Annotated in this window: 15 protein-coding genes and 1 pseudogene; 8 read left to right on the forward strand and 8 right to left on the reverse strand. The window is 38.6% G+C overall.

The annotated features are described in order from the left end of the window. Window positions 1–241: 241 nt before the first annotated feature. From ACED48_RS15580 to ACED48_RS15590, 3 genes are read right to left on the reverse strand one after another with little or no spacing between them, the layout of a single operon-like run. Entirely contained in the window at window positions 242–808 is a 567-nt protein-coding gene (locus tag ACED48_RS15580; RefSeq protein WP_017056088.1) for a hypothetical protein, read from the reverse strand. A gap of 55 nt (window positions 809–863) precedes the next feature. Beyond that, window positions 864–2,570, reverse strand: a complete 1,707-nt coding sequence (locus ACED48_RS15585; RefSeq protein ID WP_017056089.1) for an ATP-binding protein — start codon at window positions 2,568–2,570, stop codon at window positions 864–866. Further along, window positions 2,563–3,834 carry an SIR2 family protein gene (locus tag ACED48_RS15590; protein ID WP_017056090.1) on the reverse strand — a complete coding sequence of 424 codons (1,272 nt, stop codon included), beginning with the start codon at window positions 3,832–3,834 and terminating at the stop codon, window positions 2,563–2,565. The genes ACED48_RS15585 and ACED48_RS15590 overlap by 8 nt, the downstream gene beginning before the upstream one ends. Before the next feature lie 856 nt (window positions 3,835–4,690). Between ACED48_RS15590 and ACED48_RS15595 the strand changes: the two genes are divergently transcribed. From ACED48_RS15595 to ACED48_RS15610, 4 genes are all read left to right on the forward strand, one after another. Then, entirely contained in the window at window positions 4,691–5,728 is a 1,038-nt protein-coding gene (locus ACED48_RS15595; protein WP_017056091.1) for a nucleoid-associated protein, read from the forward strand. A 1-nt stretch (window position 5,729) separates the two neighbouring features. Continuing rightward, window positions 5,730–7,304 carry a hypothetical protein gene (locus ACED48_RS15600; RefSeq protein ID WP_017056092.1) on the forward strand — a complete coding sequence of 525 codons (1,575 nt, stop codon included), beginning with the start codon at window positions 5,730–5,732 and terminating at the stop codon, window positions 7,302–7,304. Between the two features lie 396 nt (window positions 7,305–7,700). Further along, entirely contained in the window at window positions 7,701–8,807 is a 1,107-nt protein-coding gene (locus tag ACED48_RS15605; RefSeq protein ID WP_017056093.1) for an AAA family ATPase, read from the forward strand. After that, complete coding sequence (locus ACED48_RS15610) at window positions 8,807–9,412, forward strand: hypothetical protein (protein WP_017056094.1); 606 nt, start codon at window positions 8,807–8,809, stop codon at window positions 9,410–9,412. Before ACED48_RS15605 ends, ACED48_RS15610 begins: the two co-directional genes overlap by 1 nt. A gap of 462 nt (window positions 9,413–9,874) precedes the next feature. Here the strand turns inward: ACED48_RS15610 and ACED48_RS15615 are convergent, their stop codons facing one another. Further along, window positions 9,875–10,351: a hypothetical protein gene (locus ACED48_RS15615; RefSeq protein WP_017056095.1), complete on the reverse strand. Its 477-nt coding sequence runs from the start codon at window positions 10,349–10,351 to the stop codon at window positions 9,875–9,877. A gap of 113 nt (window positions 10,352–10,464) precedes the next feature. Next, window positions 10,465–11,661, reverse strand: coding sequence for a hypothetical protein (locus ACED48_RS15620; protein ID WP_029626947.1), 1,197 nt, complete (start codon window positions 11,659–11,661; stop codon window positions 10,465–10,467). A gap of 150 nt (window positions 11,662–11,811) precedes the next feature. Here ACED48_RS15620 and ACED48_RS15625 point away from each other — a divergent pair, with 150 nt between their 5' ends. Then, window positions 11,812–13,044, forward strand: coding sequence for a chromosome partitioning protein ParB (locus tag ACED48_RS15625; protein ID WP_017056097.1), 1,233 nt, complete (start codon window positions 11,812–11,814; stop codon window positions 13,042–13,044). Window positions 13,045–13,326: 282 nt separating this feature from the next. Here ACED48_RS15625 and grcA read toward each other — a convergent pair whose 3' ends face one another. Then, on the reverse strand, window positions 13,327–13,704 hold the full coding sequence (grcA, locus tag ACED48_RS15630; protein ID WP_017056098.1) for an autonomous glycyl radical cofactor GrcA: 378 nt from the start codon (window positions 13,702–13,704) through the stop codon (window positions 13,327–13,329). Window positions 13,705–13,896: 192 nt separating this feature from the next. Then, window positions 13,897–14,106 (reverse strand): annotated as a pseudogene (locus ACED48_RS15635) (autonomous glycyl radical cofactor GrcA); the annotation flags it as partial. A 326-nt stretch (window positions 14,107–14,432) separates the two neighbouring features. On the opposite strand from ACED48_RS15635, the gene nfo reads away from it, so the two are divergent. From nfo to ACED48_RS15650, 3 genes are all read left to right on the forward strand, one after another. Then, on the forward strand, window positions 14,433–15,347 hold the full coding sequence (gene nfo / locus ACED48_RS15640) for a deoxyribonuclease IV (protein ID WP_017056100.1): 915 nt from the start codon (window positions 14,433–14,435) through the stop codon (window positions 15,345–15,347). 395 nt (window positions 15,348–15,742) lie between these two features. Beyond that, entirely contained in the window at window positions 15,743–16,423 is a 681-nt protein-coding gene (gene ung, locus ACED48_RS15645) for a uracil-DNA glycosylase (RefSeq protein WP_017056101.1), read from the forward strand. An 85-nt stretch (window positions 16,424–16,508) separates the two neighbouring features. Beyond that, window positions 16,509–17,060 carry a hemerythrin domain-containing protein gene (locus tag ACED48_RS15650; protein WP_029626949.1) on the forward strand — a complete coding sequence of 184 codons (552 nt, stop codon included), beginning with the start codon at window positions 16,509–16,511 and terminating at the stop codon, window positions 17,058–17,060. A 145-nt stretch (window positions 17,061–17,205) separates the two neighbouring features. Here the strand turns inward: ACED48_RS15650 and ACED48_RS15655 are convergent, their stop codons facing one another. Next, window positions 17,206–17,394, reverse strand: coding sequence for a DUF3545 family protein (locus tag ACED48_RS15655; protein ID WP_017056103.1), 189 nt, complete (start codon window positions 17,392–17,394; stop codon window positions 17,206–17,208). Window positions 17,395–17,701 lie beyond the last annotated feature (307 nt).

Below are 17,701 nucleotides of genomic sequence, written 5' to 3' on the forward strand. Positions count from 1 at the left end.
ATTCACTCGTTTAGCGGTGAACAGCGCTTCATACGACTTCACGTCGCACGCCCCAAAGTTGTTTAGATTAAAAGCTCATTCACATTCTGTTCACGGTGACTTGCCCTACCAAAAGTTATTCGAATGATTGTCATGTTAAGTATTTCTATGTGTCGAGCATGGAAAGCAGTTCATTAAGGAACGACACCTCGCAGTCAGATTTATAAGTCTAACCATTACTTCGATGGTCATCCCCATCCCTTTATGCTTCTTCGAAGGCATCCTCTAAAAAGATACAATTGATCACACGACGGATCTCGATTGGTAAATCGTACGGTTTAAAGCCTCCGTTAAAATCTAGAGTCTTATAATCTTGTATTGCGTCGATGATTATTTCTTCTGCTGCGCTACGAAAATCAAGGTTATCACCCAAAACATCGACCATATCAAGATCGTCACTTGCTTTCTTAACAACATTACCTTGAGAAAAGAATCCCGCATGTTTTAGGGAATTGTATACTTTTCTATCTTCCTCTCTGACAAACTTCCGAATTTCTCTCTTCTCTTTATTTGTTATTGGTTTTGCGCCCCACTCAATTTCCAGCTTATTGTTAACCATCTTAGACTTTGCTTCACGTAGTTTGGTTACTCGCTCTGCTCTCAATATTGCTTGCGACTTCTTCCCTTGTTCCTTCAACAAAGGCTCACAAATGTACATTGCAGATCCAGCAAGTAAAATTGCTTGGATGTAGTCAAAATCGTCTTCGGCTTGAACGTAAGACTTTGCGGCACGGTAAAGCATGTGAGGTGCAATTTCGAGTTTGTTCACTTTGACTCCTATCATTCATAGACAATTATTCCAGTGCATATCTTCGAGGGTCACATCACCAAAGCTTTTGATAGCTAGGGCTATCTGAGAGTGGTTTTGGTGAAGGTTTATGTACTTGAACTGTCAAAGGAATAGGGAAGTCCACCCCAACGACTGTCAATTCACCTTGTTTAAGATTTGGTAAGAAAGAAATAATGGATTTATCAACTTCACCACATGCTCTTTCTATAATCTCTCGGTCATTACTATTTGTAAGCCTATGAACTAGCAGTGTACCCATCTGACTAAGAACTCCCTCAGTGATATCTCTAGGTCTCTGGGTAGTAAGGCAGATATTCAACCCGTACTTTCGCCCTTCCTTCGCAACAATTTCAAAAGAATCCAACTTGATACTATATTCATCGAATCCAACTCGTTTACCTAAAAAATTGTGAGCTTCATCGACCACTACTAGGATAGGTCTTTTGCTAAACTTTAACTGTCGAGCAAAAGAAAGCATCTTTCTACCGATTACGTTCGCTAAAATCTGTCTTGCATTGAATTCATAGCTAGTGCTACTCATACATAATCTCAGGACTTTTTTATCAGATTCTAAAAACGTGTTGATCGTACTTTCTAAAGATGGGTGCTTTTCTTTGCTGAATACGGAATTAAAAGACTTGGAATGTATTACTCCTAATATACGAGTAAAAAGGGAAGAACAGTAAGAAACTTCGTTTTGATTTTCATTCCCCCATCCATCATTGCCGTTAACATAGTGGCATTCCTGCCTTATCTGACCAACTAATTTATGAACATCAAAAGGTTGAGATGGTTTATCCACAAGAACCGCATTATTGTTTTTTTGCAGCGCCGCTCTGTAACGGTCTTTTGAGGCTCCAATTTTCCTAATAACTCCATTATCTGCCACTTCTGGAGCTAAACTCGCTAACCGTAAACTTCTAATAGCGGCTCTAAGCTTCGGTCCTTGAACTTTACCTGATGGTTCGAAAAGAGTAAGAAAGTCTGATTCTTCGAAATCTGTAGGAGGGATTAAAAACGGCTTCGAATCAATATGCTTATTAATCGGCTCTCCTAGATGCATGTGAGTGGTGTAGCTATTTGGGAGACTTCTATATTCTCCAGTAGCATCAAGCACTATGAGCTTTGCATTTTTAAATTTGGCGCATTCTTGAATGAGTCTGGCTGTAGTCCAACTTTTACCACCACCAGTTGAGCCTAAGATTGCACAATGCCTGCCAAATAATTTCTCAGGTGTGATTCTAACACTATCTAAACTTGAGTCAGATACACTCCCAATATCGATAGAAATTCTTTCTTCGCTTAGGCTCAGGTAATCACAATCAGTTAGCTGTGGGAGTACAGATAAAAACTCAGAAGTGGCTGAATAGACGGTATCACCAATGCGTGGATAGCTAGTAACACCTGCCGTAACCCCTAGTGTTCTAATATCTACAGATCCTAAAATCTGAAGATAAGCTATAGCGTCAATAGAGTCTGGCCTATTTGGTTGAGGTTGTAATGTTGTTCTTTCTTTTTCTGGAAGCCTTATGTCAACGATCTTTGCAATAGTAAGTGTTGTTTGTCCTTCAATGAGGACTATCTCGCCTACTTCTCCTCTCCCGTACCTACCGCCTTGATGATAGGAGGCTGATTTTAAACCAGCATGAGATAAATTTACCGATATCCCACTAGAGCTAACGCCTGAGACCAAACCTATACATAAAGAAGCATCAAGAATTTTCATGGTGGTTTCATTCATCTACTTTTTGTCCTTTGTTGAAGGCAAAAATTGATTCTGCGAGTTGTTCAGCTGGGTTTAGAGCGACTAGATTAGGTATCAGACTAACCATGTCGTCGAATGTCGAGTTTATGAACGTTACGTCTGCTCCATTCAAAGCAAGTTGTGACAATTGATTCCAATAATTATTATCAGAGTGAATATGGTCACAAGCAGCAAAGTCAGAGACGATAAGCTTGAAGCTTGGATTAGATTTAACTGCGGCAAGAATAGGTTCGGATAAATGGTCATCATTGAAACCGAAACCGCTAACAACGAGGCAACTGTTCGGTAGGCGCAGATATTCTAGGAATCTAGACAGTAGTTCGAGGTGTGGCTGGATGAAAGCTTGCTGGTATTTTCCCTTTGCTGGATAAACGAGGCAAGCTGTTTCAGGAGACGGTTTTAGTGATTCAAAGATATTGTTATTTTTACGTTCCCAACTTACTGAACCATGCAGTTTGAATAGTTGGATTACTCCTTGTATGAAGTTCTGTTCGTCTTTGTTTCGGTCAACTACATCGTAGTTGAAATATCGACCATCAAACCTTCTCTTTCTAGTGTATGAAAAACCATCAACCACCATCATACCAAGTTCAGCAGAAGCATTTTCAAAACACATATCGTAATTGGTAGTGAAGATCTTTAATCGTGGGTCACGGATACGACGCTTAGCTAGTTTTCTAAGTAATTCGGTATATGCTGATATATCACTATCAGGTAACTCTAAAAAGTCAGAACATTGGCTTAGTACGTTAGATTTAACTTGGCTTATGAAATCTTGGACATCGCAGTCATTAAACACAACCTGATATGCATCGCAGGCTGATAAGAAATGCTCGATATTCGGTTCATTCAGTTCGTTATATCTGACCTTTTCACATATTTTTTCAGCTTCGGTTGTCAATTGCTTTTTGTTCTCACCCAATTCATTATCAATGCCATCAACAAACATAGATTTCGTCCAAAGGTCCCACATTCTAGGTCCCTTTGGTTTTCCGAGAGACGTACCACTACCAGCAAAGAATGCTAAATTCGGTAATTGAAGTGATTTCTGAAGGTGGCTAGAAAGTCCGCTTTTGTTGTTTTTCAGGGCGGTCTTGTCGTCCTCACTTAGTTCTTGAAGATGTTTCGTTCTTAAATAAGTCGCTTCATCTAGTGGCTGCCAATATGCATTATTTGGATAACGTACAGCAGTCTCTCCTTTGTTGATACTAGGCATAGGTGGCGGAGTTACTTTGTTCATTTGCAGATAGCCTTCTATATGATATTGAATACGTATTATACAGTCAGCATATGCAAACAACTAGTTCACGATCTCGTTATAAATAATTTTTAGCTTAAGATTAGACAGTTACGTTTTTTAAGAGAGTTACTTGATTTAGAGGTGCATATAGTGGATGCGAGAATTTGACCTGCTATTAAAGGTAGTTTGCATGATTGTCGATACTAGAAGTAATCCGAAAAATCAGAATACCCTAAGCGTCATAACTCGGATTTGTCCAGAACCGTTTCACTCGGCACTTTCTAGAGCGACAGTGCCCCAATAAAACATAGGGTAGACACTCTTCACTAAACTAATGAGTTCTTCTAGATCTGCATTTGGGTAAGAATTGGTAAATGATTTACCAATTCTTACCCAAATGAGCGATCTAATAATTTAGCTACCCATTTAGTCATCTGTTTTTGGCCGGAAAACTCTATATCTCAAGCTGTTTCAACGTAACAACTTCCACGTTCTAGCGTGAAGGAGCAGAAGCTATGAATTTTATCTATAGATTACTTACAATTGGCACAACGCCTGCCAACCGAACTCTGGCTCATCTTTGCCCCGATTTAAGGTAGAGTAAACACTCATTCACGCTCTTGTTGAAGTTCATTTACCCTACTAAAAGTTATCCATTTAGATAGTAGTGCTAGCTGTGAATCTAGTCAGCGTTTGCAGATAGTATCCCGTCAAGCAATTCAGGTTGAAAGTCATCTAGATGAAACTTACGACCCCCATATAAAAACAATAGCTATATCACTAAGTGCATAGATTTGCGATGTTTTAGATATCACATTCTGTTAAATTCTAACAAAAGCTATTAGGACATTGATTTATGAGTGAAGATATTGTGGTATCAACTACCGAGTCAGAAACACCCCAAGAAAACCCAATTGAGACGTTGCGTATATACGACTTGGAGCATGGGGTAGGCTATAAAAAAAGTGATATCGATTTATCTCAAAACGCCGACTTACTATCGTTTCTTATCAAACTTTCTCAGGAGACGATGAATAGTAACTCTTCTCGAGCTTACACTTTTAATGAGGAAGCTTATGTGGAGTCAGAACTTAGCTCGCTCTTGGGTGATCCTGATTTACACTCAACCAATATTGCCGATCACCTTTATGAAGCAGAGGAAAAATCTCGTTTCAAAACATCGGATGGTTCATTTATCATCGCAAAACTAAAAACAGACCAACGGCATTGCTACCTGCTTACGAAACTTGACTTTAAAAAGTATTTTGAAGAGAAAACATATAAACTTAAATCAGGCCTACCTGAAGATAAAGCGATTTTGAAATCTTGTTTGGTGAACATCAATCAGGATGAATCTTTTCAAGATGCTATTTACTTAACGGACAAAAATGGTGCTATTTCGTTTTTTTGGCATACCGATTTCTTAGATGCAACACCGCAGCGCAACAACGAAACCAATACTAAGGAAGTTTTTGACTTAGTTGGTCGCTTGCTTCGTAGTAAAGTAAAAAAAGTATCTGAAGCCGACTATTTTGGCTTAAAAGACTGTGTCAATTCTTACTTCAACACTAAGGAAGTTTTCAATTTTGATGAGTTCATCGATGAGACTATTGACGCATACACCCCTTTGACCGAAGGATTTACGGTTGAAGACTTTGTTTCGAATCTACGTGAAGCGAAAAACACGAGAGAGTTTGACGGTTCATTTGAAATTGACAAAACGTATATTAAGAAGAAGATCAAAGAGACCATTACCGTGAATGCGGGTGTTACCCTGATTATTCAAGGCAGTACTAACGATATCATCTATGAAGTCACTCATAATGATAAAGACTACATAATGATTGAAAACAACTCTCCGCGCGGACGATTCAATAGAAAAGAACTCGATTAAGATGCCCGTTCAATATTTTGAAGATGAGAATACTTTTTCTTGTACGTTAACATTAGATGAACAAGATTGGGTTCGTCACTTTATTAGCTTTTCCGATATTGTGCTGGGTGCAAAAAATCACTCAGCCAACTGTAATGTGACAGTCTTTCATGTTGGCGAAGAAGAAGATTCTTTTACCCTTGATGCTTATTCACTTGCGAATGTCGAGGCGTGCACTACGGAGATCTTTCAAATTGAACTCGATAGATCCAACGTATCAGTAAAGCTTGTTGCAACAAAAGATAACCCAAATCGTGTTTTGCAAATCTACTCAAGTGAACACTTCATAGCGTATCTGGCGTCGAAAAAAATGACGCTTCAATTTAAGTTCATTCTAGCCACTTTGAAGAACAGTTATGACAGTATCAGGCACGTAAATTTTGACAAAGATATATCAGATATTTTGTTCACATGTGGTGACAGCCATATCTTATCGAACAAGACACGTGCACTAAATGACGTAATTGATATCGAAAGTTGCTACGTAGAATATTTGAGTGACCTCAATACCAAGTTTTTCAGTGACAGTTTGTTATTTGACTACATACTTAAGCTTCGAACTTTGGCATCACTTGCTGTGTTGTGTCGAAAATGTGCGTTAGATAGGCTAAGTTTCGTATTCGATGGAGACAAAACACTAGACTTAGCGAACGAAGAAATTGAGTTTTATCATAGCTATGGGCAAGTGATTTACGACATGTACTTGTGGGGTTACTGCGACGAACGACATCCAACGCGAGTTAGCATTATAAATCACGTAATCGCGCAGCATCAGTATGTTCGGGACTCGTTTAAACGCTATGTGTTTGATATTTTGGAGTCGAACTATAAGGTCTATATAACTGACAATTTTGAGCAATATGTAGAAGTAACATCAAAACTATCTGACTTTCTTTACGAAACAACAGCTAAAATTGGCGATAAGATTTCTGACAGTATCTCTTCGGCAAGAAACGTACTAATACTTACACTCTCTTACTTTTTCACGATTATTGTTTTTACAGGTATAGACAAAGGAAAAGTAGAGAACGTGTTTAACTTTGAAATTGCCGCTTTATCTACCATTTTCATTCTGGGAGGATTATTAAATATTCATTGGATACGCAAAGAAATAGTATCAAACGCTGAGCTGGCGCGAACTCAGTTGAATGAAATGGTTGATAGATATACCTACTATATAGGTGATGGAGAGCTTAATGGAATAAGGGAATGTAATTCACTATCTCTGGTTGAATCTAAAGCGAAAGAACGACGAGTTTATGTGTCAACAGCAATAGTCCTACTAGCGTTATTATTCTTTGTTTGGGGAATGTACAGCCTAAAAAGTCCTTTACCGTTTTTTGACTCCATCGTTGCTGATACACAAAAGACAACCGAAGCTCTTACTAATACTGAAAACAAGCCAAAATCTGACAAGCAAGTTAATAAGCCAAGAGAGGCTATCGTCATTGATACAGTACAACAGGGAAAAAGTACTGACAATGTTAACTCTGCGCACGAAAATCGACTTGCTGAGTTAGCGAAAACCTCAGAATAAAGATCCTTTCGGAGGTTTTATTGTAACCCCTAAACCACCGCCTTTTGGGGTGGTGGTTGTTCTTATGGGCGATTATAGAAGTTCATCTGCAGAGGTATAATTAATATGGTCATTCAATTAGAGGTTTTGCAATACTTTAAATGCTAATTTAGTAGGATCACTAACGTATTTTTCCCATTGTAAGTTAACGTAATTATTCATTCATTGACTTTTAATGTAAATTTGAGATATGTGAGCTTAGGAAAATGCAAGCAACGTGTTTATCAAGTCGGTAGCTTTTTACTCTTTCAGTCTACCTGATAGGCCGACTATCGAAAGAATTGTGCATAAGATCTAATCCTAAATTATCAAATTAGGTATAATAGTCATCTTTTGTATTGTTTATATATTTACTTTATGCAAAATATTAATATATATGTAGGTGAAAATGGTGCAGGTAAGAGTCGTAAACTTGCAGAAATCGCACAAAAATCGATTTATGCTGGGCAACCAGTGATTGCTATTGCAACATCTTTGAATGACAAATTCCCCAGACGACGCACTGATAAACCTTATTACTACATGGGGCCTAGATTAGGTCGATCATTAGCAAAACAGGCCGTCAAGTCATCAATAGCAAAATTAAATGATAAAAATGGATTTTTACGATTAAATACTTTACTCAGTATTCTAGAATATACGAACCTCAAACCACAAATTGGGTTGAAAGTTAAAGGTTTTGAAGGGAATTTTGATGATAGCATAGATAGTATCGAATTTAAAAATGTTAGAGAGAAAGAACTTGTAACAACTTTATGTTATCAGCTCCGCCAATTTTATGATGGATATCGTGAAGAAATACAATGGATTAGCAACTACAGTCGTTTTGAGCACGGTCTATCTGGTGAAGTTCTTGCAGACTTAATCAAACACGAAAAGTTGCTAAAACATTACAAGTTATTACGTTCAACAGAATTATATATACACAATAAAGAGCTGATTCTTCCTATTGAGAAAATGAGTTCTGGACAACTATCTTTAATATCTACAACATTTTTTATTGCGGCGAATTTAGAGCAGAACACTATCATTTTGATTGATGAACCTGAAAATAGCCTGCATCCTGATTGGCAGCGTCAATATATAGGAAATGTTAAAAATCTATTCCCTTATCAAGACTTTGAGTGCCATATCGCAACTCATTCACCAATGCTTATTGCTGGTGCAGTTAATGAAAAGTTCGTTGAAGTGTTTCGTCATGATGGTAATGAGTTTAGGAAAATACGATCAGACACAAAAAATATTGAAGATGCATACATAGATCAGTTTGGTATTGTAACTCCTGAGAACAATGCTCTATCTGAGCGATGTATAGACATCATTAACAATGTGGAATGGGGTGTTATATCTAAAAGCGAAGCGTTTGAAAAACTTAAACAGTACAAGAGCAGATCCTATGACATAAAACAGGAAGAGTTCGTAGATGGCGTTTATGCAATAATTAAAAAATTAAGAGGTGCATAGTGGCTAAGCTAACTTTTACAGCTGATGAAATTAAAAAAATGCAAGCTGCATCGGCAGCAGGTCATAATGGCTGGAAGGATAAAAAACTTGATAGAATAAAACGTAAGATTAAAGATCATAAAAGGATAGATACTTACGATTTATGTTGCTATTGCCAACGTGATACTAAAGAAGAATTTAATATGGTACTGGATATTGAACATATTCTCCCTAAAAGTGCCCGTGTAAAGCATATGTTTACGATGAAGAATCTAAGTGTATCTTGTAAAAAATGCAATATGCATATTAAGAATGAGGATCTAAGTTTTTTGGTTGATGATATAGTGAATTTGCCGAGTAATATATTTAAAAGTCGTTATTACAAGTTCATACATCCAAATCTGGATAAAGTGCATAGGCATTTAGAGAGAAACTGTGTTCAAAAAGGACGTGTTCGCCTAGTTAAGTACCTCTTCCCTACTAATAGTGATAAGGGTAAGTACACATACGAATATTTCAAATTGAAAGAATTTGAAATTGAAAAAGCTAACCAAGCGCAAGGTCGGCGAAAAAATAAAATTAACAATCAGAAGATAGAAGATGCATTCAGAAAGCTCACTCAGTAATTATTATAAATTCATCTTATCCGAAGCAGTCGACTTTGATCGTCAACTCTAACGCGCTTTTGTCCAACTCACAGTTAATTGTGTGCTTAAATTATTTTTCTTCCTCGATACTCGTTCAATAGTAATATGAAGACGTCACACACAAACATTGTAGTATGTTCAATATTCAAGATAGTACTTTGGTGAGCACAGTACTTTAGTACTTCCCAATCTGAACAGTCATTAACATAGTAATAGCTCACATCTTAAATAGTTAACTCATTAAGAGAGTCAGCAACACATCCCATAAACCATTTTAGATCAGGATACTTTCTCACTGTATCCGCAATCAGCTACTTTCACTTAAAAAGTACTATATAAGTATGAAAGTTAGAGAAGTATTAGTAGAACCAACAATTTAAGTAATTTATTAGTGACAATACAAACAGACTTATACCAGCAAACCGAATATGAGTTAGTACACTAAACAGCTTTCAATGCATAGATTTTGGCTATCAACTCATCTGTAACCCCTAAACCAAAAATTGATGTTAAGTAGCGCTTAGGGGAAGCTGATAAAATCTCAGAAGCAGCATCACCACACACATACCAAGTTGCTTCTAGTTCTTGAGAGTGAGCTAACATTCTTCTAATTGGATCATTGTCTCCCATTCGTATACTCAAGATTTTATCTGGTGCTAGTTCCCTTTCATCAAAGAGCCTATTTACAATAAATAAAGAACGGGTATATCTAGTGCCTAAAGGGTAAAGTTTAAACCCAGATTCAATAGCAGCTCTACGAAGTTTATCTATTCCTGCAAGGTCAGGTCTAACAGCTTTTAGTAAATTGGTGGGAGATTTATTGCGCCACCCTTCGTAAGCTTCTGAAACACTGGGGTTGTTTTCCATGTACTGCTGTGAATAGAAAAGGCTAAAGGTATCAAAATATAAAATTTTCATTAGTACTTTAACCCCTAAGCTAGACAGTTTGTGAAAAAATCAGGTCTGGAAACAGTTAAATAAACAATCACGAATAAATTGTGATTTGTACATATGAGATACTAGATCAACCGCTATTTCTTAACATTCAGTACAGCACAAAAATACTCAAATAACCCAACTCTAAACTGACGAGTCGACGCTGCTGAATTCTTATAAATTCGCCCCTTTGAATCTAACTCCATAACGGAGCAATTAGACCAATGTTTAGCGTTTTTTCTGTAGTTTAATTGACCTAACACCTCACCAGCGATTTTTAGGTCTTCACATGAAGCACCATCAGACACTAGTTGATGTATTGTTAACCCTAAAGCCTGCCAAACCTGTGGTGATAAATGATAACCGGAGCGATTACCAGTAAAGTCCTCTCTCAGGGGGGCCAGCCAAGCTTGCAAGAAAGCGGCAATAAAATCGATGTAGCCGTCCAAGAGTACAGAGGTGATTTTTTCCCCAGAGTTTAGAGTAATATCTTTCGACATTTTGCTGTATTCTTGCGTTCCAACACCAGCGACAGCCCCGACGATCATCTTAAACAGAACGTACTCTGTAGCAATATAACGCTCTGAGACTTTTACATGCTTTGCGTTAAAGTTAACACCGCCATATAACTCCATGCCAGTTCTAGTTATCAGCTCCTCAATAAAGGGGCTCAGTGGATAGCTTTTATCAGATATTACACCTTGAGAATCCGCAATATGAGGTAAACTCATTGAAGAATCGAAAGTACGACTTTGTTTAAATAATTCAATGATATCAGCACTACTAAGTCCTCGTTGATCATCAAAGACCACTCGAACTTCTACGCTTTCCATCGCTAACCGTTGCCTAAGCTCACTCTTGGCGTTCGCTTCTTTGACGCTAAGCCTTGAACTAAATAAAAACGTTCTAAGCCCCAAAATCTTGCAAATAGCGACAGCCCCCAAGACATTCCCAACTATGTAAGTGTCTGAAGAGTTATATCTCAGCGATGAGTTTAGATTAGAAGAACCTTTAAAGTTAGGCTTCCCCATAACTGCAAACGTTAGTGTTAATGGCGCACTGATAGAATCATTAGATACGAGCCTCTCAAGGTCAGTCTGGATTGCCAAAACCTTTTCAACATTTGTCGAGTTAACAGCCGCGTCTGCAACCCATTTCAACTCAGGTAGAAGCCTATCAATAGAGAAATAAGTACTAATTTCTACTATTGGCATCGTTGTGATCAGCGTTTTCAAACTCCGACCTCTTGATGACATCAACATTCCACTGATTTTTTTTTCTGAAAGTTTCAAGTCTTTTCATCCGTTTATACACCAAGCGAAGTCTAAATCAAAATTAAAATTTGATTCGACAGCTATGTCGGATCAATAATGAGATTTAAGTATTGGTGAGTACATAGCTCCCCATATCACACTTCAAGCCGTAATACAGAGAATCGCCATATGACAAATAAGCATGCAGATAACTTAAATGAGATATCAGATGAAGCTTTAGAATCATCCATCGTTGATAGCTTAGTCGAACGATATGAAGAAAAAGAAAGTACCAGTTACCTAGCTAGTTCTAAACAACTATTAAAGACAGCAACTACGGTTCTAGCCTCAAAGCAAATCGACGATATATTCAAATCCAAAGCTCGTTATTACTCAGGAATTAGAGCAGTCAAAACAACGTTAAAGCACCTCGTTATCTACATTACTCCTCAGCTCGCTAGAGATATGCTGAAGTTTTCCCAAAGAGGGGCTATAAACACAAAAAATAAAAATCGAAAGCTTAGTAAGGCGAAGGTAAAAAAATACGCTGAAGATATGAGAAATGGTCAATGGTGCTTAACAGGTGAGCCCATCATCATCTCTGATGATGGAGAGATACTAAATGGTCATCATCGCCTGGAAGCATCATATGAAGCAGGTGTAGGCTTCATTGCACCGATAACCTATGGAGTTACCGATGAATTGTCTTTTGCTCATATAGATGTAGGGAACATGCGCTCAAGATCGCAGGTTCTGGAGATGGCAGGCGTTAAGGTAAACGCCAACGTGCTATCTCGCGTAGCGATGCTCTCGAAAGCCTTCGAGATTACCTCTAACCCTTATGCGTTCAGAGGGACTCAAGGGACTTCTTTCCAACCCGCTGAAATTCTAGCTTACGTAGAAGAAAATGAAGAACTTGCGCTGTCTGTCGACTTTGTAGCACAAGCAGTAAAACGGCATAAACTTGAAAGCCAAGCATCAGAGGCAATCTACGCATTTGCTCACTGCCTAATAAAACAAAAGCTGAAAGATTACCCACAAAATGAAACATTGCCTTTAGATCCAGAAACCTACCTCATGCGGATAATTTCATCACTAGGGCTTGAGTCAGAAGACGATATCGAATACCAAGTTCGCAATTACCTTCAATCGCTAGTTACTGAATCCAGCTCTTACTCATTGCTTTGTAAATTGTCAGCAATATTCAAAGGCTGGAATATGCATTTAGGTATACCTGTTGTGGGAAACAAAGTCAGTGTTCGCCGAGTAGCTCGCTTCAGAAAAGACGAAGATGGGAACAAGATACCAGTGCCATCAGCAGGTAACATCAACGAGGCATTTACCATTCCATGCTTACCGAAGGGCCCGACACCTAAGCGAATTTCACAGCAAGCGAATATGAAGAGTGTAGGGAAAGTATAGTGAAAACAATATGCAACTTTGATTCATCAACTTACTCTTTTGATGGCTGCGTCCATTTTAAATATTGAAGTATCAAAAATTAATTTTGATTTGGTGTTTGGTGGCTTTCTAAAGGGAAGAAGATCAACTTCGTACAGAGGCAATGTGGTCATTGCTGGGTTTTAGTAGGAATTAGTTTTTTATTTGCTAATTATTAAGTCTTATTGACTCATGTGGTTCAGCTAAGCAAAGTATAGCGACAAAAAAAGGCGCATAAAGCGCCTTTCTCATTCTACTTAGCTCTTATAGAGATTCAGTAAAAGTACGTGCAATAACGTCACGTTGCTGCTCTGGAGTTAGAGAGTTGAAGCGAACAGCGTAACCAGATACGCGGATTGTTAGCTGAGGGTAGTTCTCAGGGTTAGCTACTGCATCTTCTAGAGTCTCACGTTTCAACACATTGACGTTCAAATGTTGTCCACCTTCTATGCGAGGAGCTGTTTCAATTGCAACTTCACGTGACTCGTATTCACCGAGAACAGATGCCGCTACAACTTGGTCTGCCTCGTAACCAGATGTCGCTGCAACACAACGAGCTTCGTTCTTTTCAGTGTCTAGCAGCCAGATTGAGTTAAGTAGAGAATCGTTAGCCGCTTTAGTAATTTGAATACCTTGAATCATATGGATTACCTTTTAATATTTGATTTAATTTTTATGACTTAAAGCATGGCTCTAAGTGCTGACTTCTTAAAAAACATGACTAATAAAAAATATGAGTTGATTTTCTCTTTATGACTATCAAATCCTTTGTTGAGAAAGGGTTTGATGCGATTTAGTCATACTTTTTAGTAGTTAAGCTTTCCAATGTTAGCAATGTTGGCCACCTTCAATGCGTGGCGCTGCTTCGATTGCAACTTCACGGCTTTCGTACTCGCCTAGGTCTGCCGCTGAGACAACTTGGTCAGCTTCGAAACCTGCAGTAGCAGCAACACAACGAGCTTCATTCTTCTCACTATCTAGTAGCCAGATTGAGTTTAATAGGTCATCGTTTGCTGCTTTCGTAATTTGAATACCTTGGATCATAACTATCTCCTAGTCCACTAAATGTGGTTTGATTATGGTGTTAACTTTCGATTTTTGTTGAGTTGGCTAATATATACCTAATATTTGTAAGGTGTATATTGATTTAAGTCAAAAAACAACCAAAAACCACTCTTTTATGGAGGGTATTATATTGAGGTAAATCAATAAAACCTTTGAAAACAAAGTGATTACAAAATATTTTAAAGTATAAAAAATATTTAACAGCTCTTCTTGGTGTAAATTTACTACATATATTGTGTTTTTATTGAACTACAACCGATATGAGCCCTGATTTATGATGCATTCTGAAAGTGTAAAGTGATTTAATGACAAACAAAAATTCATCCTCCAAAACTAAAACTGAAACCAATATTAAGTTTATTGGTGCTCATGTGTCGGCTGCGGGCGGTGTTGATCTAGCCCCAATGCGTGCGCAAGAGATCGGTGCTAATGCGTTTGCACTGTTTACTAAAAACCAGAGACAGTGGGCCGCGAAGCCACTAGAAGCCAAAACTATTAGTGCCTTCAAAGCCAATTGCAAAATGTTGGGCTTTGCTGCTGAACATATTCTTCCTCATGACTCCTATCTGATTAACCTAGGGGCGCCTGAAGAAGAGAAACTCGAGAAGTCACGTGCTGCTTTTATTGATGAAATGGAGCGTTGTAATCAACTTGGACTAACGCTACTGAATTTTCACCCGGGTAGTCATTTAAAGAAAATCTCAGAAAGCGAATGTTTGGCTAAGATCGCCGAATCGATCAACTTAGCTCATCAAGCTGTGCCAGATGTGGTCGCAGTGATCGAGAATACGTCTGGACAGGGCAGTAATCTTGGTTGGAAATTTGAGCACCTAGCGGAGATCATCGATCAAGTAGAAGATAAGTCGCGTGTTGGTGTGTGTTTAGACACTTGCCATACCTTTACTGCTGGTTATGACCTACGAACAAAAGCTGCGTGTGACCATACTTTTGCAGAGTTCGACCGCATTGTGGGCATGCACTATCTAAGAGCAATGCACATCAATGATTCAAAAGCTGAGTTCGCGAGCCGAGTCGATAGACACCATTCTTTAGGAAAAGGCAAAATTGGCTGGGATTGTTTTGAGTATATTGCCTCTGATTCTCGCTTTAATGGTATCCCTCTTATCTTGGAAACCATTGATTCGACGATCTGGAAAGAGGAAATTCAACAACTTAGAATGTTTCATCGCTCAGCAACGCTAGCGATCGAAGAAGCGTAATAATAGAGGGGTAAATTTATTTCCGTCTATTTCTAAAAATTGGCACCTTTTTTTCATAGTCTTAAAGTGAATATGTAGTTCACGAAGTCTTAGAGGAGGTGCCTTTATGTATTCAATCACCCAAACTTCAATTTTTGCTGTCGCAAGTCGTTTACCAACACCAAACCGTCACGTGCATAACCACGGCCACCACCGTACGCAGCAGAAAAGTGGTTAATCGAGTAAACACAACTTGAACTGATTATTATGATTCATCAACAAGTGAACCCTACACATCATGTTTATTGATAGCTGTATGAGGTATAACTAGAGCCTTATTTAGGACAGTTAGCCGATACAGCTATTTTTTTGTCTGGCGAAAGCCCCTAGAAACCTTGATGATTGGGAAGTAAACGATGAGCGCACCAAAGACTTGGGAATCCATTATTAATGATGAACGTGACAAAGAGTACTTTCAGAGTGTCCTCGCGTTTGTTGAGCAGCAACGTAATAGTGGGAAAACCATCTACCCGCCACAAGAGCAGGTATTCAATGCTTTTGATATGACGCCTTTCGAGTCCGTGCGAGTGGTTATTTTAGGTCAAGACCCTTACCACGGTGCCAACCAAGCTCATGGCTTAGCATTCTCAGTGCTTCCTGGTGTGAAAATTCCTCCTTCTCTGCGCAATATTTACAAAGAGCTTGCACAAGATATAGAGGGATTTGAGATCCCTAATCATGGTTATCTCGATTCTTGGGCATCGCAAGGGGTGTTGATGCTGAACACAGTCCTTACCGTAGAAGAGGCAAAAGCACACTCACATGCTAAGTGCGGTTGGGAAACGTTTACCGGTGCCATCATTACTGAGCTGAACCAGCGTTCTGAGCCAATCATCTTCTTACTGTGGGGCGCGCATGCCCAGAAGAAAGGCCAAGCTATTGATTCGGAAAGGCATCATGTATTGACAGCTCCGCATCCATCCCCATTATCAGCACGCCGCGGCTTCTTTGGCTGTAAGCATTTTTCAATGACTAATAAGATACTTTGCTCGATTGATCAAAACCCTATCGATTGGCGATTACCTACTGAAGTATAGATTGATTATTTTTCGAGCAGAGTCAAACCATAAATTGGCATCTTCGTATACACTGAGAAATAGTAGGTGTAATGGAGTCGATATTATGATGATTGAAAGGATAAGACGGGAGCATGGCTATATGGCTCGCTTGCTCGCGATTCTCAAAAATAAACTTGAGTTACTCAAGCAAGAGCGTGAAATCAACTACAGCCTTATCGCTGAAGTGGTTCATTATTTGATGAATCATTCTGATAAGGTGCATCACCCTAAAGAAGATATCATCTATCGTTATTACCTCAATAAGTATGGTAATGATCAAGCCATTGAAGATCTTGAACTAGAACATCAATTGCTTGCCGAGAAAACCGCTGACTTTTTAGGTGTGGTGGATATGATTCTTCAAGATGCCGTCGTACCTCAAGAAGTCTTTATTGAACAGCTTGAGGAGTTTGTTCATACCCAACGTAAGCATATGGAGTATGAAGAGAAATACGTTTTGCCCATGATCATCACACTATTTACGGTGAAAGACTGGCAAGAGGTGGAATCACAATGGTCTCAACCTGAAAATGACCCTGTATTCGGTGATACGATTGCAGATCAATATCGCCAGTTAGCTGACCGAGTTCGTCAAAATGAGCAAGAGTGCTTATAGCGCAAGCGAGCCCTAATATTTGATTGCTGAGTTTGCTATAAAAAAGCAGCGCTATTAAAAAAGGCGCTGCTCTAAACAATAAAAAGGCACCGTTAAGATGCCTATTGTGCTATCCACTTGTACTGCTCAAAGCTTTTTGTACTGGCTAAAGCTTTATATCGTCAAGGCTAAAATCGAGTCCTAAATTCATATCCATTAGTTCTTTTTGGAGTCGACGTCTGTCATTTATTTCTTCAATTTCGCGCCATTTACGCTTGAGCGGTTTAGAGCGTGTTTTTTGAGTTGCTCGACGCATTTCTAGTTCTGATACATCATCGAAGTGAAAGCTATCCATAAGTCATATCTCCTTCCGTGGGACTCGTTCCTACGAACCATTGAATATCATATTTAGGCTTACAATAACCTTGATTTATTTCTCATTTGTTTCAAGTATATGAAGATTTTGTTTTGATTTTTTATGTATGCTCACACATTGTGGTGACTTTTTTGTACAAAAAACAAGCAAACAAACTTAGGTAAACGATTAAATTAAGGGGGGAGGAATGTTAATTCATTGTGCGAAAGGAATAACACTCTAACCACAATGCATTCAGCTGCGTACAGTATTGTGTAGGATGGGTATCTCGTTGCCCGAGAAAAAA

Source organism: Vibrio sp. 5S239 (genome assembly GCF_041439575.1).
GTDB classification, from domain to species: domain Bacteria; phylum Pseudomonadota; class Gammaproteobacteria; order Enterobacterales; family Vibrionaceae; genus Vibrio; species Vibrio kanaloae.